Annotated in this window: 21 protein-coding genes; 10 read left to right on the top strand and 11 right to left on the bottom strand. The window is 67.3% G+C overall.

Annotated elements, in window-relative coordinates:
* Positions 1-10: 10 nt before the first annotated feature.
* The 4 genes from HGB39_RS05705 to HGB39_RS05690 form a co-directional block, all read right to left on the bottom strand.
* Positions 11-976, bottom strand: coding sequence for a hypothetical protein (locus HGB39_RS05705; RefSeq protein WP_064080934.1), 966 nt, complete (start codon positions 974-976; stop codon positions 11-13).
* Between the two features lie 133 nt (positions 977-1,109).
* Entirely contained in the window at positions 1,110-2,447 is a 1,338-nt protein-coding gene (locus tag HGB39_RS05700) for a DUF1254 domain-containing protein (protein WP_043787519.1), read from the bottom strand.
* A gap of 86 nt (positions 2,448-2,533) precedes the next feature.
* Positions 2,534-4,228 carry a SulP family inorganic anion transporter gene (locus HGB39_RS05695; RefSeq protein WP_005562087.1) on the bottom strand — a complete coding sequence of 565 codons (1,695 nt, stop codon included), beginning with the start codon at positions 4,226-4,228 and terminating at the stop codon, positions 2,534-2,536.
* Between the two features lie 12 nt (positions 4,229-4,240).
* A complete protein-coding gene (locus HGB39_RS05690) occupies positions 4,241-4,663 on the bottom strand; it encodes a DUF7144 family membrane protein (protein WP_005253445.1) in 423 nt (140 codons plus the stop codon).
* Positions 4,664-4,839: 176 nt separating this feature from the next.
* Between HGB39_RS05690 and HGB39_RS05685 the strand changes: the two genes are divergently transcribed.
* Both HGB39_RS05685 and HGB39_RS05680 read left to right on the top strand, forming a co-directional pair.
* Positions 4,840-5,970: an AI-2E family transporter gene (locus HGB39_RS05685; protein WP_005562089.1), complete on the top strand. Its 1,131-nt coding sequence runs from the start codon at positions 4,840-4,842 to the stop codon at positions 5,968-5,970.
* On the top strand, positions 5,967-7,775 hold the full coding sequence (locus tag HGB39_RS05680; protein ID WP_005562091.1) for an alkyl/aryl-sulfatase: 1,809 nt from the start codon (positions 5,967-5,969) through the stop codon (positions 7,773-7,775). Before HGB39_RS05685 ends, HGB39_RS05680 begins: the two co-directional genes overlap by 4 nt.
* Here HGB39_RS05680 and HGB39_RS38455 read toward each other — a convergent pair.
* From HGB39_RS38455 to HGB39_RS05670, 3 genes are all read right to left on the bottom strand, one after another.
* Entirely contained in the window at positions 7,765-7,959 is a 195-nt protein-coding gene (locus tag HGB39_RS38455; protein WP_247607372.1) for a hypothetical protein, read from the bottom strand. The genes HGB39_RS05680 and HGB39_RS38455 overlap by 11 nt on opposite strands.
* 41 nt (positions 7,960-8,000) lie before the next feature.
* On the bottom strand, positions 8,001-8,237 hold the full coding sequence (locus HGB39_RS38450) for a hypothetical protein (protein WP_052023910.1): 237 nt from the start codon (positions 8,235-8,237) through the stop codon (positions 8,001-8,003).
* A 311-nt stretch (positions 8,238-8,548) separates the two neighbouring features.
* Positions 8,549-9,565, bottom strand: coding sequence for an acyl-CoA dehydrogenase family protein (locus HGB39_RS05670; protein WP_043787523.1), 1,017 nt, complete (start codon positions 9,563-9,565; stop codon positions 8,549-8,551).
* Between the two features lie 399 nt (positions 9,566-9,964).
* On the opposite strand from HGB39_RS05670, the gene HGB39_RS05665 reads away from it, so the two are divergent.
* The 3 genes from HGB39_RS05665 (at position 9,965) to HGB39_RS05655 (ending at position 14,714) form a co-directional block, all read left to right on the top strand.
* Positions 9,965-12,517 carry a winged helix-turn-helix domain-containing protein gene (locus tag HGB39_RS05665; RefSeq protein ID WP_005562094.1) on the top strand — a complete coding sequence of 851 codons (2,553 nt, stop codon included), beginning with the start codon at positions 9,965-9,967 and terminating at the stop codon, positions 12,515-12,517.
* 90 nt (positions 12,518-12,607) lie between these two features.
* On the top strand, positions 12,608-12,856 hold the full coding sequence (locus HGB39_RS05660; RefSeq protein ID WP_005253439.1) for a DUF8691 family protein: 249 nt from the start codon (positions 12,608-12,610) through the stop codon (positions 12,854-12,856).
* A 52-nt stretch (positions 12,857-12,908) separates the two neighbouring features.
* A complete protein-coding gene (locus tag HGB39_RS05655; protein WP_005562096.1) occupies positions 12,909-14,714 on the top strand; it encodes a serine/threonine-protein kinase PknD in 1,806 nt (601 codons plus the stop codon).
* A 10-nt stretch (positions 14,715-14,724) separates the two neighbouring features.
* Here the strand turns inward: HGB39_RS05655 and HGB39_RS05650 are convergent, their stop codons facing one another.
* Positions 14,725-15,060, bottom strand: coding sequence for a WhiB family transcriptional regulator (locus HGB39_RS05650; protein ID WP_005562098.1), 336 nt, complete (start codon positions 15,058-15,060; stop codon positions 14,725-14,727).
* Entirely contained in the window at positions 15,045-16,049 is a 1,005-nt protein-coding gene (locus HGB39_RS05645; RefSeq protein ID WP_005562100.1) for an ROK family glucokinase, read from the bottom strand. The genes HGB39_RS05650 and HGB39_RS05645 overlap by 16 nt, the downstream gene beginning before the upstream one ends.
* A gap of 229 nt (positions 16,050-16,278) precedes the next feature.
* On the opposite strand from HGB39_RS05645, the gene HGB39_RS05640 reads away from it, so the two are divergent.
* Positions 16,279-17,361, top strand: coding sequence for an ABC transporter ATP-binding protein (locus HGB39_RS05640; RefSeq protein ID WP_064080909.1), 1,083 nt, complete (start codon positions 16,279-16,281; stop codon positions 17,359-17,361).
* A 2-nt stretch (positions 17,362-17,363) separates the two neighbouring features.
* Here HGB39_RS05640 and HGB39_RS05635 read toward each other — a convergent pair whose 3' ends face one another.
* On the bottom strand, positions 17,364-18,380 hold the full coding sequence (locus HGB39_RS05635; protein ID WP_005562105.1) for a LacI family DNA-binding transcriptional regulator: 1,017 nt from the start codon (positions 18,378-18,380) through the stop codon (positions 17,364-17,366).
* Positions 18,381-18,562: 182 nt separating this feature from the next.
* Between HGB39_RS05635 and HGB39_RS05630 the strand changes: the two genes are divergently transcribed.
* Genes HGB39_RS05630 through HGB39_RS05615 form a run of 4 tightly spaced genes read left to right on the top strand, consistent with a single transcriptional unit; the run spans position 18,563 to position 23,451 of the window.
* Complete coding sequence (locus HGB39_RS05630; RefSeq protein ID WP_005562106.1) at positions 18,563-20,248, top strand: glycoside hydrolase family 13 protein; 1,686 nt, start codon at positions 18,563-18,565, stop codon at positions 20,246-20,248.
* Positions 20,245-21,510 (top strand): ABC transporter substrate-binding protein, encoded by a 1,266-nt coding sequence (locus HGB39_RS05625; RefSeq protein ID WP_005562107.1) that lies wholly within the window; start codon positions 20,245-20,247, stop codon positions 21,508-21,510. Before HGB39_RS05630 ends, HGB39_RS05625 begins: the two co-directional genes overlap by 4 nt.
* Positions 21,511-21,522: 12 nt before the next feature.
* Positions 21,523-22,560 (top strand): carbohydrate ABC transporter permease, encoded by a 1,038-nt coding sequence (locus tag HGB39_RS05620; RefSeq protein ID WP_005562108.1) that lies wholly within the window; start codon positions 21,523-21,525, stop codon positions 22,558-22,560.
* Positions 22,561-22,563: 3 nt separating this feature from the next.
* Positions 22,564-23,451: a carbohydrate ABC transporter permease gene (locus HGB39_RS05615; RefSeq protein ID WP_005562109.1), complete on the top strand. Its 888-nt coding sequence runs from the start codon at positions 22,564-22,566 to the stop codon at positions 23,449-23,451.
* Between the two features lie 50 nt (positions 23,452-23,501).
* Here the strand turns inward: HGB39_RS05615 and HGB39_RS05610 are convergent, their stop codons facing one another.
* A complete protein-coding gene (locus HGB39_RS05610) occupies positions 23,502-24,560 on the bottom strand; it encodes an AraC family transcriptional regulator (protein ID WP_210752527.1) in 1,059 nt (352 codons plus the stop codon).
* Between the last annotated feature and the right edge of the window lie 4 nt (positions 24,561-24,564).

The raw sequence follows: 24,564 nt of genomic DNA, 5'->3' as shown, positions 1-24,564 counted from the left end.
GTTCGGCCGCCTATCCGAACGCCGTGTTCGCGGCGTCCGCGACCCTCGCCACGGCCGCGCAGTTCGGCCCGTGAACAGTGACGACTGCACCCGCGTGACCGAGCCTTCGGGTGAACTCGTCGACCACCGCTCCGGGCCGTGTGACGTCGATCGGCTCACCCATCGGGCTCGTCCACCGGCATCGGTCGCCGACTGTCTCCGGCTCGGCGGGAACGGGTGGTCGGTTTTCCTTGACCGGCGACATCGTGAACGACACGGTCACCTCGCTCCCGGGCACCCGATTCGGGTTCGGAAACAGGACGCAGTCGAACGGGGTGGGCGGTGATTCAGGATCGACGACGCGTCCGCCCGCTGTGGTCCCCAGCACGTCGAGCACTTCGCACGGGTCGTGGACCGCGAGCGCCACCTGACGCGGGGACGTTGGGTCGCGAGCGGGCAGTTCCGACCGCATCCTGTCGATCGCCGAGCCGAGCACCGCGTCGGCGAGCGGGCAGGCGTCCTGGCCGGCGACGGTTCCGGCGCGGACGGACGCGAGCGGCGGTTTCAACTGTTCCTGGAGGACGTTCAACTGGAAGACGCGCTCGCACGTCCCGCGGGCCAGGTCGGCGCCCGCACCTCGATAGACGGTCACGCCGTCGACCGTCTCAGGCCCGGTCAGCGCCGCATCCGACAGCATCGACGGCAGCAGGGACAACTCCACGTACGTGGTCGCGCCGCCGGGCCGGACCATCAGCGCCGAACACACCGGCAGTTGGACGGCGGACCCGTACTGCTGGACTGTCCCGGCGCCCCGCACGACCGCCTCGTCGAGCAGTCCGCACGGATCGGCGTCGCGGAGTGCGTCCTCGACGTGGACCTGCCGTTGCTGCTCCGGCGTCAGTTCCTGCAGCGGCGACGCCCCCGCAGTCCCCGACACGCTGTGCGCACATCCGGACGTGAACACGGCGCACAGGAGCGCCGCGGCAACTTTCTTCACTCGATCCCCCCTCGAATCGGCACGAACACTACCGCCGACTCGGGATCATCGGAGAGAGGACGGGACGCTGTGAACCAGACCGATCATGTCGGGAACGAGCAGCCAGATCGGATCGCTCACCAGCGCCCCCTGATCACCTGGTCCTCACGAACGGCGGGATCTCGAACGTTCCGTCGAACACCTCCGGCTTCGGGCTGTACATCCGGAGCAGCGGCCGGAACCCGACTGCCGGTGTCGGCAACCAGTTGGCGCGGGCCACCGGATCGGTCGGGGCGACGGCGCTGAGCGTGATGGTCAGCGAACCGTCGTCCGCGAACACCAGTCCCGGCGTGCGGTCACCGATCGAATAGCGGTCGATCGGATTGTCGACGAGGTAGAACTCCGGAAGGTCGTACATGGTGATCGACCAGAACGCGTCGACCGGCGGGGTCGGCGCGAACGTGAGTGTGTAGGTGTGTTCGCCCGACAGTTCGTTGCCTTCGCTGTCGTGGTAGATCGGCGCGTACGCGGCCTCGTAGCCGTGGTTTCCCCACAGTCCCGCCATCGCGGCGCCGGCCCGCAGTCCCAGCGCCTTCGAGCGGTCCTCGATGCGCCACTCGGGTGAGTCGAGGGTGCCGATCTCGAAGTAGTCGTCGTTGTAGTCGAAGGCGTGGTACATCAACTGCCAGCCGTTGACCACCTCGCTACCTGCGCCCGATTTCAGCGCGGTCGTCAGCGATTGGCGCCCGGCCTCGGCTCCGGCCGTGAGCACGGACGCGAGGTCCGGCGGCGCCTCGAGGTACGGCGACAGCCCGGTCTCGAGCAACCCGAGCGGGGCGAACGCCTGCTGCGCGACGAGGTCCTGCGCGGAAGGAGGGTACGCCTGCGAGTACACCCGCAGCTTCTCCCAGAACTGAAGTTCCTCGGGGACGTTCGGGTCGGGTATCGGCAGGCCCTCCGCCGGTTCCTGGTCGCCGACGGGTTCCAAGGTCAGGGCCGACTGCAGTCGCTTCACCCGCTCCAGGTCTGCCTCACCGTCGCAGGCCCAGCGGCCGATAATGGTGCCCACCGCGGTCGGGAACGCGATCTGCGTCGCGCCGTCGGGGACCTCACCGGACCACCCGGGTCCGGTCAGCAGGAAACGGCCGGCCGCGGTACCCGTCGCGCGTTTGCCGACGTACGCGAAGTTGTCGGTCCACGCATCGACGAATTGCAGCACGTAGTACGCGCCACCGGCGTCCGGCACTCGCAGCAATTGCGGTCCGTGGCCGAGATCGATCTGGGCGATCGAGTAGATGGTGTCGTTGTTGACCGAGACGAACGTGTCCTGCGGCCCCGCGAGTGTGCGGGCGTGGCTGAAGGTGTTGAAGGGTCCCGCGTCGAGGCTCCCCATCCCCTCCGACACGAAGCGGTTCACCTGGTCGAGGTCGAACACCAGCGGAAATCCGTACACCCACGCCTTCGCGGCGAGTTCCTGCAATTCTCCACTCACTACTGTCTCCTGTCATGGGCGGCTCCGCCGCCCGTGCGTGGTCTGCGAGTCCAGAGACTCGTCAACCACTCACGGGCGCGCAGCGCCTACTGTCGGTCCGGTTCCGCGAGTGCCTCACGCACGGTCGGATAGAGGTCGACGGGGGTCGAGTCCGAACCCGAGTGTCGAATCGCGTCCCGGAACTGCCCGATGTCCCGCGCCACGCGTAGCTCGATTCCCCGGCGCGCGAGCACATCCCGCAACTGCACGAGCATCTGCGCGGCACTGACGTCGATGAACGGCGACGTCTCGGCGTCGAGGACCACCACTCGCGTGTCGTCGGTGCACAGGTCCTCGATGCGGTCCTTGACGTGATCGGCGTTCGCGAAGAACAGTCCCGCCTCGACGCGCACCACGACCACGTGCGGTGTGGTCGGGAGGTCGGGGTGACGCTCGGCGTCCACCCACAGCGACCCTTCCTTCGCGAGCGCCGCGACGTGGGGACGCGACGCCCGGTAGAGCAGCAACAGCATCGACACGCCGATGCCGATGACGAGTCCGGGCAGGGTGTCGAACAGGAGCACGCCAACCATCGCGGCGAGGGCGGCCGCGAAATCGGCACGCGCGGCGTATCCGTAGATGCTGCCGAGCCTTTCGGTCCACACCCCGTAGAGACGGCGCAGCGCGGAGATGTCCACGAGTTCGATGACGGCGGCGATGACCACCGCGGCGAGCGTCGCCTCGGGGAGTTTCTCGAACAGTCCGGTGAGGAACAGCAGGGTCACCACGGTGAGGACCGCGACGACGAGACCGCTGACCTGCGATTTGGCACCGGCCCCACCGTTGACCGCCGTCTTGGAGAGGCTCCCGTTCACCACCATTCCCGAGCACAGCCCGGAGCCGAGATTGGCTGTGCCGAGGCCGAGGAGTTCCCGGTTGGCGTCCACCTCGTAGCCCTCTTTCGCGGCGTACGTCTTCGCGGCACCGAGCCCTTCCGCGAACCCGATGAGCAGCACGCCCACTGCGGGGCCGAGAAGGTCGATGTAGTCGTCGAATCCGACACCGTCCGGCAGTCCCACCGACGGCAGACCGGAGTCGATGTGACCGACGATGTCGACACCTCGACCGTCCAAACCGAACACGGCGACCGCGGCGATCCCGAGGAGGACGGCCAGCAGCGAACCGGGGACGAGCGGCAGCCACCGCTTGAATCCGAGAACCACGACGAGACTGAGGACACCGACGGCGAGTGTGCCCCAGTCGATGTCGCCCAGGTGGGTGACGACTCCCCAGGCCTGTTCGAAGAAGTTGCCGTGCTCCTTCTCCACGCCGAAGAGGGCAGGAACCTGCCCGATGATGATGGTCAGAGCCAGCCCGACGATGAAGCCCTTCAGCACCGGCTCCGAGATGAACGACGCGATGAAGCCCAGACGGAGGAGCCCCGCCAGCAGCCCGGCGATGCCGGTGGCAATCGCCAGCACTGCTGTCAGGGCGGCGTACTTGCCGCCGTCCGCCCCGGCGAGCGGCGCGACGATGGCAGCCGACAGGGCGGCCGTCGCCGACATCGGCCCGACCACCAGATGCCGGGAACTGCCGGCCGCCGCGTAAAGAATTAGGGCGGGTATCGCCGCGTACAGACCGACGACAGGGGGAACTCCCGCGATGGTCGCGTAGGCCAGGGCCTCCGGGACCAGCACGGCCCACACGGTCAGGCCCGCGATCACGTCGGGCCTGACCCATCCTTTCCGATACTCCTGCAGCGAGCCGAATACCGGCCAGGTGCCGGTCGCGGAGCTCACCACGTCGTCATCGTCCTAGTCCCTGGCGGTGTCCCAGGTGGTGACCGCCCAGATCACGACGACGTCGAGCGCGATGATCAGAATCGACCACAGCGGGTAGTAGGGCAGCCAGAGGAAGTTCGCGAGGATCGACAGCGCGGCGATGCAGACGGCCACGACACGGGCCCAGGTGGCGCCCGTCATGAGGCCGATCGCGCTGATGACCAGAACGACGCCGAGAACGATGTGGATCCATCCCCACGCGGTGGTGTCGAACTGGTAGGTGTACTCGACGCCGATGACCAGCAGGTCGTCGGAGGCGACTGCGGCGATGCCCTGGAAGAAGGAGATCACGCCGACGGTCAGCAGCAATATCGCCGCTGCCAGCGACGTTCCCGCGGCAAAACCCTGTTTGACAGGGCTGTTGGTCCTGGACTCCGGATGTGTCGTCATGTCCATGCCCTTCTCGAAAGGATGTGCTCGAACAGTGGAATCGTGCGACTTCGCGATGGCATCGGCATCATCCGCACCGGGTGATCCTCATCTGCAACGGATGATGTGTCGTCGTCGGCCGGGTGCAAGAGTCGATTCGGGGCATCCCGGTTGGCCGGCCGATTGTTGCGAAGGGACACGCGATGACCGATCCGCAGGACGTATCCGGCACGGCGCCGGCTTCTCAGTGGTCGATGCCGCGGGGGCTGATCGTGATTCTCGGGCTGGCCGCGCTCGTCGTCACCGTGGCGGGAATCCAGGTGGCTGCGTCGATCGTCGGGCCGATCTTCCTTGCTCTCATGCTGACCGTCGCGGTTCACCCGCTGCCCGAATGGCTTCACCGGAAGCGTGTCCCGGGATGGCTCGCGACGATCGCGGCGATCCTGGTCGTCAACGGCATCATCCTCGTCCTCGTGCTGTCGCTGGCCCTGTCGGTCGCCCAGCTCGCCACGCTTCTACCGGAGTACGCGGACGACTTCACGGCCCTCATCGACAGCGCCCAGAGCTTTCTGAACAGTAACGGCGTGAACTCCGCCGACGCCCAGACCTTGCTCTCCCAGGTGGATTACAGCAAGGTGTTCGGTCTCGTGGAGGGGATCCTGCAGGCCATGCTGGGCATCTTCTCGAATCTGCTGTTCATCCTCGCCCTCCTGCTGTTCATGGCGGTCGACGGAAGCACCTACGGTTCGCGGATGCGCATCGTGACGCGGATGCGCCCCGACATCGCCACCGCCCTCTCCGCGTTCTCGGTCGGCACCCGCAAGTACCTGATCGTGTCCACCGTCTTCGGGCTGATCGTCGCCGTCATCGACACCGGGGCACTGTGGGCGCTGGGGATTCCGTTGCCGATCCTGTGGGGACTGCTGTCGTTCATCACCAACTACATCCCGAACGTCGGTTTCGTCCTCGGGCTCGTTCCACCGGCACTGCTGGCGCTGCTGCAGGGTGGTCCGGAACTGATGCTCGTCGTCATCGTCCTGTACAGCGTCATCAACGTCATCATCCAGTCCGTGATCCAGCCGAAGTTCGTCGGCGACGCGGTGGGCCTGTCCGTGACGTTCACGTTCCTGTCACTGGTGCTCTGGACGTGGATCCTCGGGCCTCTCGGCGCGATTCTGGCCATCCCGCTGACACTGATGGCGAAGGCGCTGCTGATCGACATCGACCCGTCCACGCGGTGGGTCAACACGATCCTCAGCAGTGCTCCCGCTCCCCCTGCCCCGGTCCCTGCCCCTGCCCCCGCCCGACCGCGACACGAGAAGGAAGAATCATGACACCCGATTTCTCGGACACCACCGATTTCGAGGACGCCGACCGCGGCTTCGTCGACCGTCTCGACCCCCGCACCGTCACGGATGGGGACGGTCGCGTGGTGTGGGACATGCAGGAGTATTCGTTCCTGAACGGCGACTGCCCGGACACCGCCGACCCGAGCCTCTGGCGTCAGTCGCAACTGTGCGCGAAGGACGGCCTGTACGAGGTCACCGAGGGCATCTACCAGCTTCGCGGTATCGATCTGTCCAACATGACGATCGTCGAGGGCGAGACGGGCATCCTGGTGATCGACCCGCTGATCTCGCAGGAAACCGCGGCCGCCGCGCTCGCGCTGTACCGGAAGAACCGTGGCGATCGGCCCGTCACCGGAGTGATCTACACGCACTCCCACATCGATCACTTCGGCGGCGTCGTCGGCGTTCTCCCGGACGGTCGCGGCGACGTCCCGATCCTCGCCCCCGAAGGGTTCCTCGAACACGCGGTGGCCGAAAACGTCTACGCCGGAACCGCTATGGGACGCCGCGCCACCTACATGTATGGCGCGTTGCTCCCCAAGGGGCCGCGCGGTCACGTCGGCGCCGGCCTCGGCACCAACGTGTCGTCGGGTGTCCCCGGACTGATCCCACCGACCGTCGACATCACCCACACCGGTCAGGAGGAGACCGTCGACGGCATCCGGATCATCTTCCAGGTGACGCCGGGAACGGAGGCGCCCGCCGAGATGAACTTCCTGTTCCCGGACCACCGGGCACTGTGCATGGCGGAGAACGCCACCCACAATCTGCACAATCTCCTCACGCTGCGGGGCGCGCTGGTCCGGGACCCCCGCGCCTGGTCACGGTACCTCGATCAGGCGATCGAGATGTTCGACGGCGGCTACGACGTCGCGTTCGCCTCCCACCACTGGCCGACGTGGGGTCGCGACCGGGTGGTGAAATACCTGTCGGAGCAGCGCGACCTGTACCAGTATCTGCACGATCAGACCCTGCGGATGCTCAACTCCGGGCTGACGGGGCTCGAGATCGCGGAGAATTTCCCGATGCCTCCCGCCCTCGAATCAGCCTGGCACACACGTGGTTACTACGGCTCCGTCAGCCACAACGTCAAAGCGATCTACCAGCGCTACATGGGCTGGTTCGACGGCAACCCGACGTCGCTGTGGCAGCACACGCCGGAGAACGTCGCGACACGGTACGTCGAATGCATGGGCGGTCAGGACGAGGTCCGGGCAAAGGCGCAACGGTATTTCGACGACGGCGACTTCCGGTTCGCCGCCGAACTCCTCAAGCATGCGGTGTTCGCCGACTCGTCGGACAGCGACGCGAAAGAACTACTCGCTCGCACCTACGAGCAACTCGGGTTCGGCTCGGAGAACGCGACGTGGCGCAACTTCTACCTCACCGGCGCACTCGAATTGCGCGGCGGCATCGTTCCGCCTCCAATTGCCGAACTCGGCGCGGACATGCTGAGCGCCCTGACGATCGAGCAGATCTTCGACTCCGTCGCCCTCCGCATCAACGGCCCACGAGCCTGGGACAAGACCCTCGTCGCGGAGTGGCACTTCACCGAACCCGAAGCGCACTACCGGACGACCCTGTCCAACGGTGCACTCATCCAGACGCTGTCGCCGAGGACCGCGACGCAACCGGACGTCTCGCTGACCCTGACGAAAATGCAGTTGGTCGGACTGTTCGCCGGCAAGGGACTCGAGGGCGTAGAGGTGACGGGTGACCCGTCGAAGCTCTTGGTCCTCACGGAACTCGTCGACCCACCCGACAGCGCGTTCCCGATCGTCACTCCGTAGGCGCTCCGCGCCCGTGCACCTTTTTGGTAGCTGGGACAACCAGAAAGGCGCACGGGCGGCGGAGCCGCCTAACCACGTTCCCCGGCTGCACCGCCTGGAATTTGCCCACCGCGCGACCGAACTGCGTGCGCGCCGAGGTGTGCTCGACGACGAGGGCCAGGACGCGTTCCATGGTCCCGGCCATCGCGAGCGCCCGAGCCAGTGCGCCGCGCCGGAGGAACTCCGTCACGACGTCGGCGGGCACCGGCGTGCCCTGCTGCGCGGAACGTCGACCCGGACGTGGTCCCGGGGCATCGACGCGAGGTTGGCCGCCTCCGTCACCTCGACATCCGCGCGGGCGAATTCGGCGACCCGCCACGTGACGTCCGCCTCCCACACGGCCACCAGCGCATCCACCGAACGCGCCCACGGGACGTGCCGCGCGGTGCCGTCGGCATCCAGCACGGCTGCGGTGCGGACCACGGCGGGGCCGGAAGTCGCGGTCGGGCAACCGGACCTGCCGAGCAGCCAACCCGCGAGCAGATCGTTCTCGGCGATCGGGAGATCAACGGCGCCGGCGGCCGCGAGCAGGTACGCCGACTCCGTCCACCCGGCGTCGCTGCCTCCCTCGGATTCGGGGCCGGTGAGCCTCGTGAGGCCGAGTTCGGCGAGCGTCGATCACAACTCTCGATCGAATTCCCGAGCCTCGCCCGGGGCCCGCCGATCTGTGGCGAAGACCTGGCCGAGCATGCGTGCGAACTCCCGCATCTCGGTGTCGGTTGCCGGTCCGGTCATCAGCGCATCCCCAATCCCCGCGCGATGACGCCGCGCAGAATCTCACTCGTACCGCCTCGCAGGGTGCCGAGGACCTTCACCACCGAGGCGCCGAGCTCGGCGTCGTCACCACGCCCCAGTGCCACCGACACCGCGCGGGACATGTGATGGAGGCCGAAGGTCCGGGCGACGAGCGCTCCGATGCGGGCATCGGCCGGTTGCCGTCCCTCCCGGATTTCCTCGGCCATTGCGGCGAGGATCGAGAACGTGGACATGAAACGTTCCGGACCACTGCGTTCGAACCCGAGCTCGGACGTAACCTGCTTCCAGCCTTCGCCGATGCGGCCGAGCACCAACTCGTCGGGCACGAACACCTCGTCGAGGATCACCTCGTTGAAATGGTGGTCGCCCGACATCGAGAGGATCGGCCTGATCTGCACCCCCGGGGAGTCGAGCAGAACGATGAATTGGCTGAGCCCGGCGTGGCGCTGCGCCTGGTCGAGCGGAGCCGACCGCGCGAGCGCGAAAAAGGCGTCGGCCCGGTGGGCGCCGGACGTCCACAATTTGGTCCCGGTGATCCGCCAGCCGCCGTCCACCCGGACCGCTTTCGTGCGGACACTCGCGAGGTCGGAGCCCGATTCCGGTTCGTTCATTCCGATCGCCCAGCTGATCTCGCCGGTGGCGATTCCGGGGAGGAAACGCTGCTTCTGTTCCTCGGTGCCGTAGGCGAGCAGCGACGGTGCGGCCTGCCGGTCCGCGACCCACTGTGCGGCAACGGGCGCGCCGACGGCCAGCAATTCTTCGGTGACGACGAACCGCTCCATGAACGTGCGGCCCTGCCCGCCGTACTCCGCCGGGATCGTCATGCCCAGCCAGCCGCGGGCCGCGAGGGCCTTCGTGAAGTCCGGGTTCCACCGGGTGAGCCACGTGTCCACACCGGGTGTGAACACGCTTGCGTCGATCTGCTCGCGCAGGAACGCTCGCACCTCGGCCCGCAACGTGTCGAGGTGGTGATCGGGTGGGTCCGCGGCCGGCACCACCTGTGTGCATGCTGTCCACTTTCGTTGACGTGTGGCGGATGCTTCCGCAGGCTCACGCCTGCAACGCGGCTTTGGCCAATTTTCTCAGGTCACCGCGAAGTGACGGACTCCGAATCGGGTGCACGATCGCGATGACGAAGTAGTCCGAACGACATCACGAAAGCGTGGCGTTGCCGTTCGGTAAAACACGTTCACCCACACAAAACAACGCATTCTCGCTAAAATCGTCGCACCGGCCTACGGCGTCGGGGATTGGCGTTTGTCGAAGATCGTTTCTCGGTGCAGCGAGAATTGGGGGTCGGCGTGACGGCAGCACCTCTCGGGGAATTTCATCTGAGTACTCGAATACCTTCGAGTGCAGGGGGTCGGACGGTTACCCGGACCCGCCTGCACACCATGCTCACCGAAGCGCTCACCGACGACGCCCACCCCTGCCCGGTTGCGCTCGTCTGTGCACCGGCCGGGTCGGGCAAGACGCGGGCCGTGGCCGACTGGGCACGGGAGGTGCTCGCCGCCGCCGACGCTCCGACCATTGCCTGGCTCACGATCGAGGAGCGGCACAACGACCTCGACGTAGTCCACCGTGCCATCCTCCGCTCACTCAGCGACACCGGAAATCCTCGCCTGCAGAAGGCTTGCGCCGGGCTCGATTCCGAGGCGCCGGACGTCGGCGCGCACTTGTCGGCCGCGTTGCACGAACTCGGCGAGAACATCTGGATGGTCATCGACGACGCCCACCTCCTCCGCGACACCGACGTACTCACCGACCTCGAGTCGTTCATGCGCTGGCAACCTCCGATGTTGCGGACGGTCATCATCGGGCGATTCGAGCCGCCGCTCGCTCTGCAGCGACTTCGCCTGGACGGCAAGCTGTTCACACTCACGGCGAAGGCTCTCGCGTTCACGTCCGCCGAGGCGGCCGAGATGCTCGACGAGCACGACGTCGTGCTGAGTCCGGCCGATCTCGACGCGCTGATGGATCGCACGGAGGGTTGGGCGGCCGGAATCCGCTTGGCGGGCATGTCTTTGGAAGGACACCCGGATCCGAGCCGACTGATCGCCGAGTTCACGGGCGACCGCCGGGCCGTTGCCGACTATCTCATCGAGGAGGTCCTCGCCGGCCAGACCGACGAAATGCGCGAGTTCCTCCTGCGCACGTCCGTCCCGGCCTCGTTCACCGTCGAACTCGCGGAGAAGCTCACGGGCTGCACGGATGCGCACGGCAACATCGACTGGCTCGAGCACCACAATTTTCTGATCAGCCGCATCACCGACAGTCCCACGCACTACCGCTACCACCCGCTGCTGCGGAGTTATCTGCGGGCGGAGATCAGCCGGATCGGCCACGTCGAAGTCGAGCACCTCGAATTGACGGCCGCCCACTGGCACGATGAATTCGGGGACGCGTTGCTCGCGCTCGAACACGCGGTGAACTCCGGTGATCACGACGAGATCGTGGCGCTGCTCGCCCGGACTTCACTGTCCCTGATCGTCGGAGGTCATGGTGAGGCCGTCGGCCGGCTTCTCACGCGGGCACCCCGATCTTCGCAGGACCACCCGTCTGCGCGGCTCATCCGCGCCGCCGCGGCGCTCGCGTCGGGCAACATCCCGGTGGCCACGTCCACCCTCGAACTTCTCGACCGCAGACGGTCGGGGTTGCTGGTGGACGGTGCCGCCGAGTCCCGGTTACATCTGCTGCTCCGCGAATCGCTCCGGGTGCAGACCGCGATCGGCACCGGCGACATCGAGACCGCCCTGAACCGGCTGCGCAGCGTGGGTGTCGGATCGAGCGGCGATCCCGATCTCGACGCGTTCGTCCTGCTCCAGGAAGGGCGTGCGCTGCTGTTCCTCGGGCGGAACGACGAGTCGGAGGTCGTCCTCGAGAAGTCGTTGGCTCACGCTCGCCTCGGCGGTGCGTCGCTGGGCGTCATGTACTGCCTGGGGTCTCTCGGCGCTGTCGCGATGTCGCGGGGGGACGTCGTGCGAGCGTCCGCACTGGCGGACGAGGCACTCGCGATCGGTCGGACGCATTCGGCAACGAGCGATCCGACATTCCACTTGACCAAGCTCATCGACTCCTGGTGCCGCTACCTCCGGATGGATCCCGATGCCGCCCGCCTTGCCGCCGAATCCGCCGAGGCGCTGCGTCGGGCGAACACCGGGATCGCGGGCTTCGCCGACGGTGCCGCCACCCTGTTCGGTCTCGACGATTCCGGATACCGGCACAATTCGGTGACAACGCTGCACGCGGAGAGCCCCGTGTCGTCCTCGTTGCCGGTTCCGCCGGGGGTCCGGGCGGTGTTGCTGCCTGCCATTCAGTACGCGTATCTGTCCGCCGGCGAGACCGGGTGGGCGCACGAACTGGCGACCGAGACGCACGCTCTCCTCGGGCCCACCGGCGACACAGCCCTCGTCGAGGCGATCATCCATCTGCATCTCCACCGACTCGACCTGGCCCGCAAGACGCTCCAACCCGTCGTGGACGGTGAACTGGAGTGCGCGGCGGGAACCAATCTGATTGCGGCGTGGCTCGTGGACGCATCGATCGCGCTTGCCCGCAAACATGATTCACGAGCCCACAGCGCACTCACCGAGGCGTTGCGTCTCGCGGAGCCGCAGTCGGCGTTGCGCCCGTTCCACGACTGCGGACCGCAGATCCGAGAACTTCTGGTGCGGAGCACCGGCCGGTTCGGTGTCCTCGAACCCTTCGCCGAGAGGCTCCGGGCGTCGTTCCCGCGGTCGGAGAGCGCTGCGTCCGACATGTTGACTCCCCGCGAACTGGAACTCCTCGTGGAGCTTCCGTCGTGGCGGACCGCCGAGCAGATCGCGGCAGATCTGTGCGTGTCGGTGAACACCGTGAAGACCCATCTGCGCGGGATCTACCGCAAACTCGGCGTCACCTCCCGCCGCGACGCCATCGCGGCCGCGCAACACAACGGCCTTCTCTGAGCCGGTTCACCACTTGCGGGTGAGGCGCGTTGCCGTTCTGTCGGTCACCCTGAAATCTACGGCTGACCGAGTTCTGGAACGACGATGCGAATGAAGGAGCCCGCCGTGGTGCGTCCTGAATCGAACTGGCCCGGCAAGGTCAGGTACGCCTTCCTGATCAGCGGCGCCCTGTCCGATCGGGTGCTGGCCGCGTTCCCCGAGTTGGACGTCTCGGACGTCACGACCGGCGACACCACGCTCTACGGTCCGGTCGACAGCCCGACAGATCTCCGTGGCATGCTGGCGCGCTTCGACGCGCTGGGACTGACCGTCATCGAGATGCGGCGGCTACCGGACTGACCCGGCGTCGGGGTTCAATGATTGGAGGGTCCCGGGAGGCGGTGAAGCCGATGTGAGCGGCGAGTTCGAACCGGGCACGGTGTTTGCCGGCTACGTGATCGAACGGGTTCTGGGACGAGGCGGCATGGGCACCGTCTACCTCGCCCAGCATCCCAACCTGCCGCGCAAGATCGCGCTCAAGCTGCTCGACACGTCGTGGACGAACGACGACTACGTCCGGTCACGTTTCGAGTCGGAAGCAGACCACGCCGCGCATCTCGACCATCCCAACATCGTCACCGTCCACGACCGTGGCCGTGAAGGCGGCAGGTTGTGGATCGCGATGCAGTACGTTCCCGGCACCGACGCCAGGAAAGCCCTCGGTTCCGGCGCCCTGGACGTCGAGCGCGCCGTGCACATCGTCAGCGAGACGGGGAGAGCACTCGACCACGCCCACGAGGCCGGGATTCTGCACCGCGACGTGAAGCCGGCGAACATCCTGCTCGCGCCGGGTGATCCCGAACGTGTACTGCTCACCGACTTCGGCACCGCCAAGGCCCTCGACGAAACACATCAGCTGACCCGCACCGGGGTGTTGGTGGCGACCCTGCACTACGCCGCGCCCGAGCAGATCGAGGGTGAGAAACTCGACCACCGCGTCGACATCTACGCGTTGGGCTGCACCTTCTTCCACCTGCTCACCAACGAACCGCCGTACCCCGGCAACACCGCGTCCTCGGTGATGCACGGCCATCTGAACGGACCGATTCCCCAGCCGAGCGTGGTTCGCCCCGGGCTGCCCGCCGGTGTCGATGCGGTCGTCGCGCGCGCCATGGCCAAGAACCGCGAAGCGCGCTACTCGACCTGTCGTGAGTTCAGCGATGCCATCCGGGCGATCGAGTGGGCCGGGCCCGGCCACGTGACCCGGCCTGCTGCCCTGGTCGACCCCGCCGCGACCACCCGCGCGAGCGGTCCGGACGTGACCCGCCCCGACACCGAACGGGGTGCGGCGCCCACGAAACCGACAACGGTCGGGGGCTCGCGCCGACGGAAACGCTGGCTGCTCGCCGCGCTTCTGGGCGTCCTCGTCGTCGCCGCTGTCGCCTACGTCGCCTGGCCGGGCGAGGAGTCGACGAGCGCGCAGGTCGTGCTCCCGCTGACCGATCTGCAGGGACCCGCCGGGCTCGCGGTCTCGGGCACCGGGGACCTGTACATCGCGGACAGCGCGGCCAAACAGGTCCTGAAAGTGAGCGCCGGGACGTATGCGCAGACAGCTCTTCCCTTCACCGGACTCGAGGTTCCGCAGGGAGTGGCGGTCAGTACGTCCGGCGTTGTGTACGTCTCCGACCTCGTGACCAATACCGTGACGATGCTGCACGGCAGCACCCAGGTACCGATGCCGTTCGGCGGCCTGAACCAGCCGTTCGGAATCGCACTCGGACCGGACGCCACGCTGTATGTCGCCGATACGCTGAACAATCGGGTGATGGCCCTGCGCGACGTCACCGCGGCTCCCGTCGCGGTGCCGCTGACGGTGATCGGCCCGTTCGCCGTCGCCGTCAATGAACACGGGGATCTCTACGTCGGCACGCCCAACAAGGTTCTCACGTGGAACGCCGCCACCCATGCCCAGAGCTTTCTGCCCTTCACCGACCTCCAGAGCGTCGGGGGTGTCGCGGTCGACGACGAGGGAACCGTGTACGCCATCGATCAGAACCACAATCGCATTCTGCGGCTGGCCGCCGGTTCGGACGAGCAGGAGGTTCTCCCGTTCTCCGGGCTGGATCAGCCGGAGGGGATCGCCGTGTCGAGCCGAGGCGACGTGTACGTCGCGGACACCGACAACAGCAGAGTGGTCATGCTGCCGGCGGGCAGCTGACCGCAAGTGCTCAGGCCTGGCGCGCCAGATCGAAGCCGAAGGATTCCGCCACGGCCTCGTCCACCCGGCCCTGGTGATTGGCGAGGAGTTCTTCGCGCTCGTTCGCGGAGAGTCCACCCCAGATGCCGTACGGTTCACCGACACTGAGCGCGTGCTCGCGGCACTGCACCAGCACGGGGCATCCGCGGCAGATCATCTTGGCGCGGAAGTCCCGCATCTCGCGTGCCCGGCCACGTTCGCGGTCGGGGTGGAAGAATGTGGACGACTCGTAGCCGCGGCATGCGGCGTCCCTCTGCCAGTCCCACACCTCGGCGACCGGAATGGGAAGACTCAACCGATTGGACATTGCACTCCTCCAGATACTCGTGAGCCGTTGTGTGCGAGCCCGAGAACTCGTTCCCGGGCCAGATCGGCGGCGCCGACGATGCCGACGTTCGCGCCGAGTTCAGCCAGTCGCACCTCGGCGACCGGTCGGTGTGCGCGTCCGGTGAGACGGTTCTCGAACGCGGCGGCGGCGGGACCGCGCAGCAGTTCGCCCGCCTCGCACACGCCCCCGCCGATGATGAACAGGTCGGGGTCGAAGAACGCGGCGATGTCCGCCATGCCGTGCCCCAGCCAGGAACCGATCACCCGAAAACACTCGAGTGCGGCGGGGTCGCCCTCCTGCGCGGCCGCGGTGATGTGCAGGCCGGTGATGGCGTCCGCCCTTCCGCCGGCGCGGGCGAGGAGATCGGCGGCGAAACCGGGCGAGACGTTCGCGAGATCCTGCGCTTCGCGGACCAGTGCCCGCCCACTGGCGTAACGCTCCCAGCAGCCGTGGTTACCGCAACCGCAGCGGCGACCGTGCGGTTCGACGTTGAGATGCCCGAATTCCGCTGCCACACCGAACTTGCCGCGATGGAGAACGCCGTCGACGACGATGCCGCCGCCGATGCCGGTTCCGACCGTGAGCACGACGACGGTCTGCCCCGTCCGTCCGGCCCCGAAGCGCGCCTCGCCCCATGCCGCGGCGTTGGCGTCGTTCTCGACCACCGTCGGCAGTCCGCAGGAGGCCTGGACGACCTCGCCCAGGGGCTCGTTGCGCCAGGCCAGGTTCGGGGCGAAGAGCACGGTGCTGAGATCGGCGGCCACGAAGCCGGCCGCGCCGATACCGACCGCTTGCACGGGGTGCGTGTCCGCCAGTTCGCGAACGAGTTCGGCGATCGCGTTCTCGACCCCCCGCGCATCGTGGGACGGGGTGTCACGACGCACCATCCGGTGGATGACTCCGTCGGTGTCGACCACGCCGGCTGCGATCTTCGTGCCACCCACGTCGATGCCAATTGTCAGAGCCATGTCTCGTGTCCTCTTCAAATCTGCGAGTGAGGGGTGTCACGCTGACAGTAGAGGACCTTTGGATTTTCATCAATACACACTTCCGTCTTTTCGAGAACAAAGCCCGGTCATCCCCAAGTGGACAAGCACTGTGATCTAGGCCATAGTTCTTCCTCGTCGGCGTCTGCCGACACACCCCTAACACTCGGATCGTCCGGCACGTTCCTGCCGGTGGAGGGATTCATTTCTCATGGCAACAATCACCTATGACGGCGCGACCAGGCTCTTTCCCGGCTCGGACGTCCCGGCGGTCGATCAACTCGACCTGCACATCGAGGACGGCGAGTTCCTCGTCCTCGTCGGCCCGTCCGGCTGCGGCAAATCCACCTCGCTGCGCATGCTCGCCGGACTCGAGGACGTCGACGGCGGGCAGATCCTGATCGGCGGCCGCGACGTCACGCATTCCGAACCCAAGGACCGCGACATCGCGATGGTCTTCCAGAATTACGCGCTGTATCCCCACATGACCGTCGCGGAGAACATGGGCTTCGCCCTCAAACTCGCGGGTACGGACAAGTCCGAAATCCGCAGGCGCGTGGGGGAAGCCGCCGACATGCTCGACCTCCGTGACTACCTGGACCGCAAACCCAAGGCCCTCTCCGGCGGCCAGCGACAGCGGGTGGCGATGGGCCGTGCCATCGTCCGGCAACCCCAGGTGTTCCTGATGGACGAGCCGCTGTCGAACCTCGACGCGAAACTCCGGGTGCAGACCCGCACCCAGATCGCCCAGCTCCAGCGCCGACTCGGCACCACCACCGTCTACGTCACCCACGACCAGGTCGAGGCCATGACGATGGGCGACCGGGTCGCCGTCCTCAAGGGCGGCGTGCTGCAGCAGTGCGCGTCCCCCCGCGAGCTCTACCGCCGGCCAGCGAACGTCTTCGTCGCGGGATTCATGGGTTCACCGTCGATGAACCTGTTCACCGTGCCCGTCACCGACGGCGGGGTGCAGATCGGTGACCAGCTGGTTCCCGTTCCCCGTGACGCCCTCACCGCGGCGGGCGGGCGTGAGGTGATTTTCGGGATCCGGCCCGAGCACGTCGAGATCGCCGACTCCGGCGGACTGAAACTCGAGATCGACGTCGTCGAGGAACTCGGCTCCGAGGCATTCGTGTTCGGCCGCACCACGGTCAACGGCCGGGTCGAGAGCCTGGTCGCACGGGTCGACTGGCGCAACCCACCAGAGAAGGGCCAGGTCGTGCACGTCCGCGTCGACGAGGCACACGCGCACCTCTTCGCCACCGACGCGGCGGGCGAGCGTCTCGTGCGCTGACGTCAGAGTTCCGGAGGGCGGGCGGTCGAGCCCCGAACCACCAGGTGGGTCGGGAGCACGACCGCCCGTTCCGCCGGTTCCTGTCCGCTGAGCAGTTCCACGACCACCCGGCCGGCCGCCGCACCCTGTTCCCCGACCGGCTGCCGCACCGTGGTCAGGTCGGCCAGCTCGGCCGTCGGGTGATCGTCGATCCCGATCACCGACATCCCGGCCGGAACGGGAATTCCCGCACGTCGCAGCGTGCGCAACGCTCCGACGGCGACCTCGTCGGAATGGCAGAACACTGCGGTGGGCACCTCGGCACGGCTGAGCAGCAGTTCCATGCCGCGCTCACCGCCCTCGATTCCCCAGGGAACTGTCGCCGTGCAGTCGTCGTCGAGTCCGGCGTCGGCGAGAGCGGCATGGAACCCCGCCACCCGGGCGATGTCGCCCTCCCAGTACTGACCCTCCGGGTCCACGGTGCGGATCATTCCGATCCGGGTGTGGCCGATCCTGATCAGGTGCCCGACGGCCTGACGCGCGGCCAGCTCGTCGTCGATCCGGACGGACGGGAACTCGCCGGCGTGCGCGCCGATGACGACCACGGTCACATCCATCTCCTCGAGCCGCGCCCGCTCCGGTCCGGTGAGAGGAAACGCCACGGCGATGACGGCATCGACCTTGCGGCGCAAGGGAAGCCGTTCGAAGAACGATTCGCGCTGGGACGACTCCTCGAGGCAGTACAGCAACACGTCCAGGTCCGCGGCGCGGAGTTCGTGTTCGATGCCGGCGAGAATCCGCGAGTAGAACCAGGCGTCGATCCACGGCACCACGACGGCCACCCGGCCCGTCGCGCCACCTGACAGCTTCGACGCCTCGGGTGAGATGACGTACGCCAACTCGTCGGCGGCCCTCTGAATTCGCAATCGGGTCGCCTCGGAGACGCCGCGTTCGCCGCGCAATGCGCGCGAGACGGTGGCGATCGAGACGCCGGTGCGGCGCGCGACGTCGGCCATGTTGACGGACTGCTTGGGGATCACGTTCCCACAGTAAGCGAGCAACGCAAATATTTGCGTTGAATCCTCACAGAATCCGTGGCGCTGAAGTGCGCAAAAGAAATCTCGCTGCTCAAGTTGACAGGCCCCTGTGACGTGCCTCACGATCTTTACGCAAACGTTTACGCATCACATTCCCCCATCCCATCCCCCACCGAGGAGATTCGATGACCCAGTCCGTGGAGTCGACCGCAACCACCGTCGCGAGCCGGAACCCAGAAGCCTGGTGGAAGGCGGCCGTCGTCTACCAGGTCTATATCCGCAGCTTCGCCGACGGGAACGGCGACGGCATCGGCGACCTCACCGGCTTGCGTTCCAAGCTGCCCTACCTCGCCGACCTCGGCGTCGACGCCGTGTGGATCAATCCCTGGTACCCGTCGCCGATGGCGGACGCCGGCTACGACGTGGCCGATTTCCGTGACATCGAGCCGTCGTACGGCACGCTCGCGGAGGGGGAGGCGTTCATCGCCGAGGCCCACGAGCTGGGGATCCGCGTGATCCTCGACATCGTGCCCAACCACACCTCCAGCGAGCACCGCTGGTTCGAGGCCGCCCTCCACGACGAGCCCGGGGCACGCGACCGGTACATCTTTCGCCCGGGCCGCGGTCCGGCGGGCGCCGAGCCGCCCAACGACTGGCAGAGCGCGTTCGGCGGTCCCGCATGGAGCCGCCTGGACACCGGCGAGTGGTACCTGCACCTGTTCGCTCCCGCCCAGCCCGACCTCAACTGGGAGCACCCCGAGGTCCGGGCGGAGTTCGAGGACATCCTGCGCTTCTGGTTCGACAAGGGCGTCGACGGTTTCCGGATCGACGTCGCCCACGGCCTGGCCAAGGATCCCGCACTCCCCGATGCCGGTGAGCGCCTTCCCGGTTCGCAGCACACCAACCCCCACCCCGCGTGGGATCAGGATGCCGTCCACGAGGTGTACCGGGGCTGGCGGGCCGTCGCCAACACCTACGCCGACCGCGTCTTCGTCGCCGAGGCCTGGGTGCCCGGCAACGACCGCCTGGCCCGGTACCTGCGGCCCGACGAGCTGCACACCGCGTTCCAGTTCGACTTCCTGCGCGCCCCTTGGCGTTCTGTGAGCATCCGCGCCGTGATCGACGACGCGCTCGAGCAGGCGGCCACCGTCGGCGCACCCGCCACGTGGGTGCTCTCCAACCACGACGTTCCCCGCACCGTCACCCGCTACTCGCGCTCACAGCCCGACCACCTGGTCGAAACCGATTGGGAGCGGGCCCGTTGGGCGCTCGAGGAACCGAACCACGAACTGGGTCGGCGTCGTGCCCGCGCGGCCGCGCTGCTGCAGCTGGCGTTGCCGGGCACCGCATACATCTACCAGGGCGAGGAACTCGGACTGGAAGAGGTCGAGGACCTTCCCGACGAGGTCCGGCAGGATCCGACGTGGTTCCAGACCGGTTTCACCGACCGCGGCCGGGACGGCTGCCGAGTTCCGATCCCGTGGTCGAACGACGCAGTGCCGTACGGCTTCTCCCCGTTCGATGCGGAGGAGGACACATGGCTTCCGCAGCCGGGGCACTGGGCCCCGCACACCGCGGAAGCGCAGGCCGGCCACCCCGAGTCGTTCCTCACGCTGTACCGCGAGGCGCTGGAACTGCGACGAGAATTCTTCGACACCCCGCATGCCGTCGAGTGGCTCGACACTCCCCGGGACGTGCTGGCGTTCGCCCGCGGCGCAGTGCAGTGCTGGGTGAACACCGGCGCCGAACCGATCACACTGCCCGAAGGACTGACCGTCGTACTCGGTTCGGTCGCCGACATCACCGGCGGAGTTCTCCCGTCCGACGCCGCGGTGTGGCTGTCGGAACCGGGCGCGGGTGAATCACGATGAAGCGCGTCGCCGCCTGCGCGGTGGCCGTCGGCGTCCTGTTCGCGGCGACGTCCTGCGCCGATCAGGGCATCGACGCCGCCGCGCAGGCGGAGAAGGAGAACCTCGACGGCCGCGGGCCCATCACCTACGTGCAGGGCAAGGACAACTCGAACGTCATCCGGCCGCTGATCGACGAGTGGAACGCCACCCATCCCGGGGAGGAGGTGACGTTCAAGGAACAGTCCGACCAGGCAGACCAGCAGCACGAGGACCTGGTGCAGCACTTCCAGTCTCGCGACTCCGGGTACGACGTCGCCGTCGTCGACGTCGTGTGGACCGCCGAATTCGCGGCCCGCGGATGGCTGCAACCGCTCGAGGGCCCGATGGCGATTGACACGTCCGGCCTGCTTCCCGCGACGGTCGCGGGGGCCACGTACGGGGACGTCCTGTACGCGGCCCCGCAGACCAGTGACGGCGCCCTGCTCTACTACCGCACCGACCTGGTGGATCATCCGCCTGCCACCTGGGACGAACTCCTCGGCGCGTGCGGGACGGCGCAGCACGCCGGAATCGGCTGCTACGCCGGGCAGTACGCCAAGTACGAGGGGCTGACCGTCAACGCGTCCGAGGCCATCAACACCGCGGGCGGGTCGATCCTCGGACCGGACGGCGTGACCCCGACGATGAACACCCCGGAAGCCAAGGCGGGCCTCCAATCGCTCGTCGACGCCTACCGTTCGGGTGCCATCCCCCGCGAGTCCGTCACGTTCCAGGAGGAGCAGGCACGGCAGGCGTTCCAGAGCGGCGACCTGCTGTTCATGCGCAACTGGCCGTACGCGTACAGCCTGATGGACGGTCAGGGCAGTTCCGCAGTGTCGGGCAAGTTCGCGGTGGCGCCGCTGCCGGGGAAGAGCGGACCCGGTCACTCGACACTCGGCGGGCACAGCGCCGCGATCAACGTGTACTCCGAGCACAAGGCGACCGCCTCGGACTTCCTGAAGTTCTTCCTGGAGAAGAAGTCACAGGCATTCTTCCTGTCGCAGGGATCGCTCGCCCCCGTCCGCGCGGACGTCTACGACGACCCGGAACTGATCGAGCAGTACCCGTACCTCCCCACGTTGAAGACGTCGATCGAGAACGCCGTGACCCGGCCGGTCACCCCGTTCTATCCCGCGGTCACCCGGGCCGTGCAGAACAACGCCTACGCCGCGATCAAAGGCGAGAAGACGGTGGACCAGGCCGCCGCCGACATCCAGTCCGCGATCGCCGCGGCCGGGTCCTAGAGGAGACAGCCGATGACCGTTCACGAACTCTCACTCGAGAAGACGCCCGCTCCCCCACGTCGGGACGGCGCGAGATCCGGCGGACCGCAGGGCGCGCGACCGCGGAAGGGCCGCAGCAAGGCGGCGATGTTCCTGATCCTGCCGACCATGATCCTGCTGGGCATCGTCGTTCTGTACCCGGTGGTCAGCGCCATGGTGATGTCGCTGTTCAAGGACCCGACGATCGATCCCGCCACCGGGAAGTTCGTCGACCAGGGCTTCGCGGGTCTGTCGAATTACACGCACTGGCTGTTCCAGCGGTGCACCGACACCACCGGAGCGTCGGTGTCCTGCCCCGGCGGCACGCTGGGGTCGCTGTTCTGGCAGTCGATGTGGGTCACCGTGTTCTTCACCGTCGTCACCGTCGCCATCGAGGTCGCGCTGGGACTGTGGTTCGCCACCATCATGAACCGGGCGTTCCGCGGTCGGGCACTGCTGCGCACCAGCATTCTCGTGGCGTGGGCCATCCCGACCGCCGTCACCGCGAAGCTGTGGTACTTCGTCTTCGCCTACGACGGCATCGCCAACAAACTGCTCGGCACGGAAATCCTGTGGACCGGTGACACGTGGCCCGCCCGGTTCGCCGTCGTGATCGCCGACGCCTGGAAGACCACACCGTTCGTGGCGTTGCTGATCCTCGCCGGACTGCAGATGGTGCCCGCCGAGGTGTACGAGGCGGCGCGGATGGACGGCGCCAATGCGTGGCAACGGTTCCGGTCGATCACATTGCCCCTCATCAAGCCGGCCATCCTGGTGGCGGTCCTCTTCCGGGTGCTCGACGTCCTGCGGATCTACGACCTCCCGGCGATCCTCACCGGCGGCGGTGGCGGCGACGGCACCGCCACCACCACGCTGTCGATCCTGGTGATCGACCAGATGCGCCAGGGTTTCAACAGCGCGTCCGCCCTCTCCACGATCACGTTCCTGTTCATCTTCGCCGTCGCCTACGTACTGGTGAAGGTGATGGGCGTCAACGTGATCGACACCCAAGAGCAGCAGCGAAAGGCCTGATCCATGTCCACAGCAGTCGTCACACCGGGGATCCCCCGTGCCGCGGTGGCACGCCGGCGCCGGGCACCGTCGCTCGCCTCCATCCGCACCTACCTGGGCCTGGCGGTGATCGTCGTCTGGGGTCTGGCCCCGGTCTACTGGATGGTGGTCACCGCCTTCCGCCACTCCGACTACACGTTCGACACCACCCCGTGGCCCACCCACGTCACGCTGGAGAATTTCGCGAGCGTGTTCTCGACGGAGGCGGGCAACCACTTCGCCAGGGCACTCGTCAACAGCACGATCATCGGCGCCGTCACCACCGCGATCGGTCTGGTCGTCGGAGTCGGCACCGCGTACGCGCTGGCGCGACTGCAGTTCCGGGGAAAGCACGTCGTCCTCGGAATCATCCTGGCGGCGTCGATGTTCCCGGGCGTCGCCGTCCTGACACCGCTGTTCCAGCTGTTCACGTCGATGGGCTGGTTCGGCACCTACCAGGCGCTGATCATTCCGAACATCTCGTTCGTGCTGCCCCTCACCATCTACACCCTCACCGCGTTCTTCAAGGAACTGCCGTGGGAACTCGAGGAGGCCGCCCGAATCGACGGGGCCAGCAGGCGGCAGGCCTTCCGAATGGTGTTGCTGCCCTTGGCCGCGCCGGGACTGTTCACCACCGCGATCCTCGCGTTCATCGCGTCGTGGAACGAATACCTGATCTCCAGTCAGCTGTCCAACGACGTGACCCAGCCGGCCACCGTCGCCATCGCACAATTCGCGGGCAGCAAGCCGCACGAGGAGCCGTTCACGTCCGTGATGGCAGCGGGAACGGTCGTGACCATCCCGCTCGTCATCATCGTGCTGCTGTTGCAGCGGCGCATCGTGTCCGGCCTCACCGCCGGCGGCGTCAAGTAGCGGCTCCGCCGCCCGTGAGTACTTGTTAACCGCCCGACGTTAACAAGTACTCACGGGTGCAGGTCGGCCCGGTACTGCCTCGGCGTCTTCCCGAACCACCGCCTGCAGGAACGGTTGAGGGTGCTCTGTTCGGTGTAGCCGAGCAGTCCGGCGATCTGGCCGAGATGAAATCCCGGTTCGGCGAGGTATCTCGCCGCCTGGTCGCGACGCTCCCGTTCGATGAGGTCCTGGCATCGCACACCCTCCTCGGCCAGACGTCGTTGCAGCGTGCGCGGATGCATCGACAGTTGGTCGGCGATGGCCTCGGCGCTGCAATGACCGGTGGGCAGCAGGCGCCGGGCCAGCTCCGACACCCGTTCGGACAGCGCCGCGGTGCTCGGCAGGTAGTGGGATTCCAGGTATTTCGTGGCAATGCGCCGGGTCTCCGGATCTGCGCTGTCGATCCGCCGGTCCGCCAGGGCGCGGGGCAGTTCGAACCCGCACCACGACTGTCCGAACAGGACGGGGCAGTCCAGCGCATCCCGGTAGGCGGCGTCCGACCCGAGTTGGTCGTGCACGAACGAGATCATCGAGGGACGCGCGTCCGGTCCGCCCAGCAGCCGCAGGATGCGGACGCCGTTGGCCATGGCCAGCTCGTACCCCTGAGGCAGATAGGGCATGGACGGTTCCGTCATCTCGTAGACGAACCGGACGTCACCCCTTGCGGTGCGCGGCCGGACGGTCAGCTTCAGGGCGGGCGAATGCACGTAGAAGTAGCGGGCAATCGCCTCGAACGCGCCGTGCACGGTCTGCGCGTTCCGCGCGATCACGGCGACGGGCCCGAGGATGTCCAAGCCCTGCCAATGTGAGAGCCGAAGCCCGAAGTCCGGGCAGCCCAGGTCGGCGGCGCCGGCCTCCAGCACGTGCACGACCGCCTCGAACGACACGAACGCGTCCTCCTCGCGCTCGACTCCCGGTGGGATGTGGAAGCGCGCGAGGAACGATTCCGGGTCGGCGCCCAGCTCCCGGATCAGGTCGCCGCATCCCCAGAGGTTCGTGGCCCGGATCAGACTTCCCACGGGATCAACTCCCCTCTCGCCGGAAGCGGTGTCGGGAAATGCTAAAAGCATGTCC

The sequence above is a fragment of the Rhodococcus opacus genome (genome assembly GCF_012396235.1).
In the GTDB taxonomy this organism is placed as follows: Bacteria; Actinomycetota; Actinomycetes; order Mycobacteriales; family Mycobacteriaceae; genus Rhodococcus_F; species Rhodococcus_F opacus.
The sequence above is the reverse complement of the archived record's forward strand: the minus strand, read 5'-3'. Positions and strand labels throughout refer to the sequence as shown.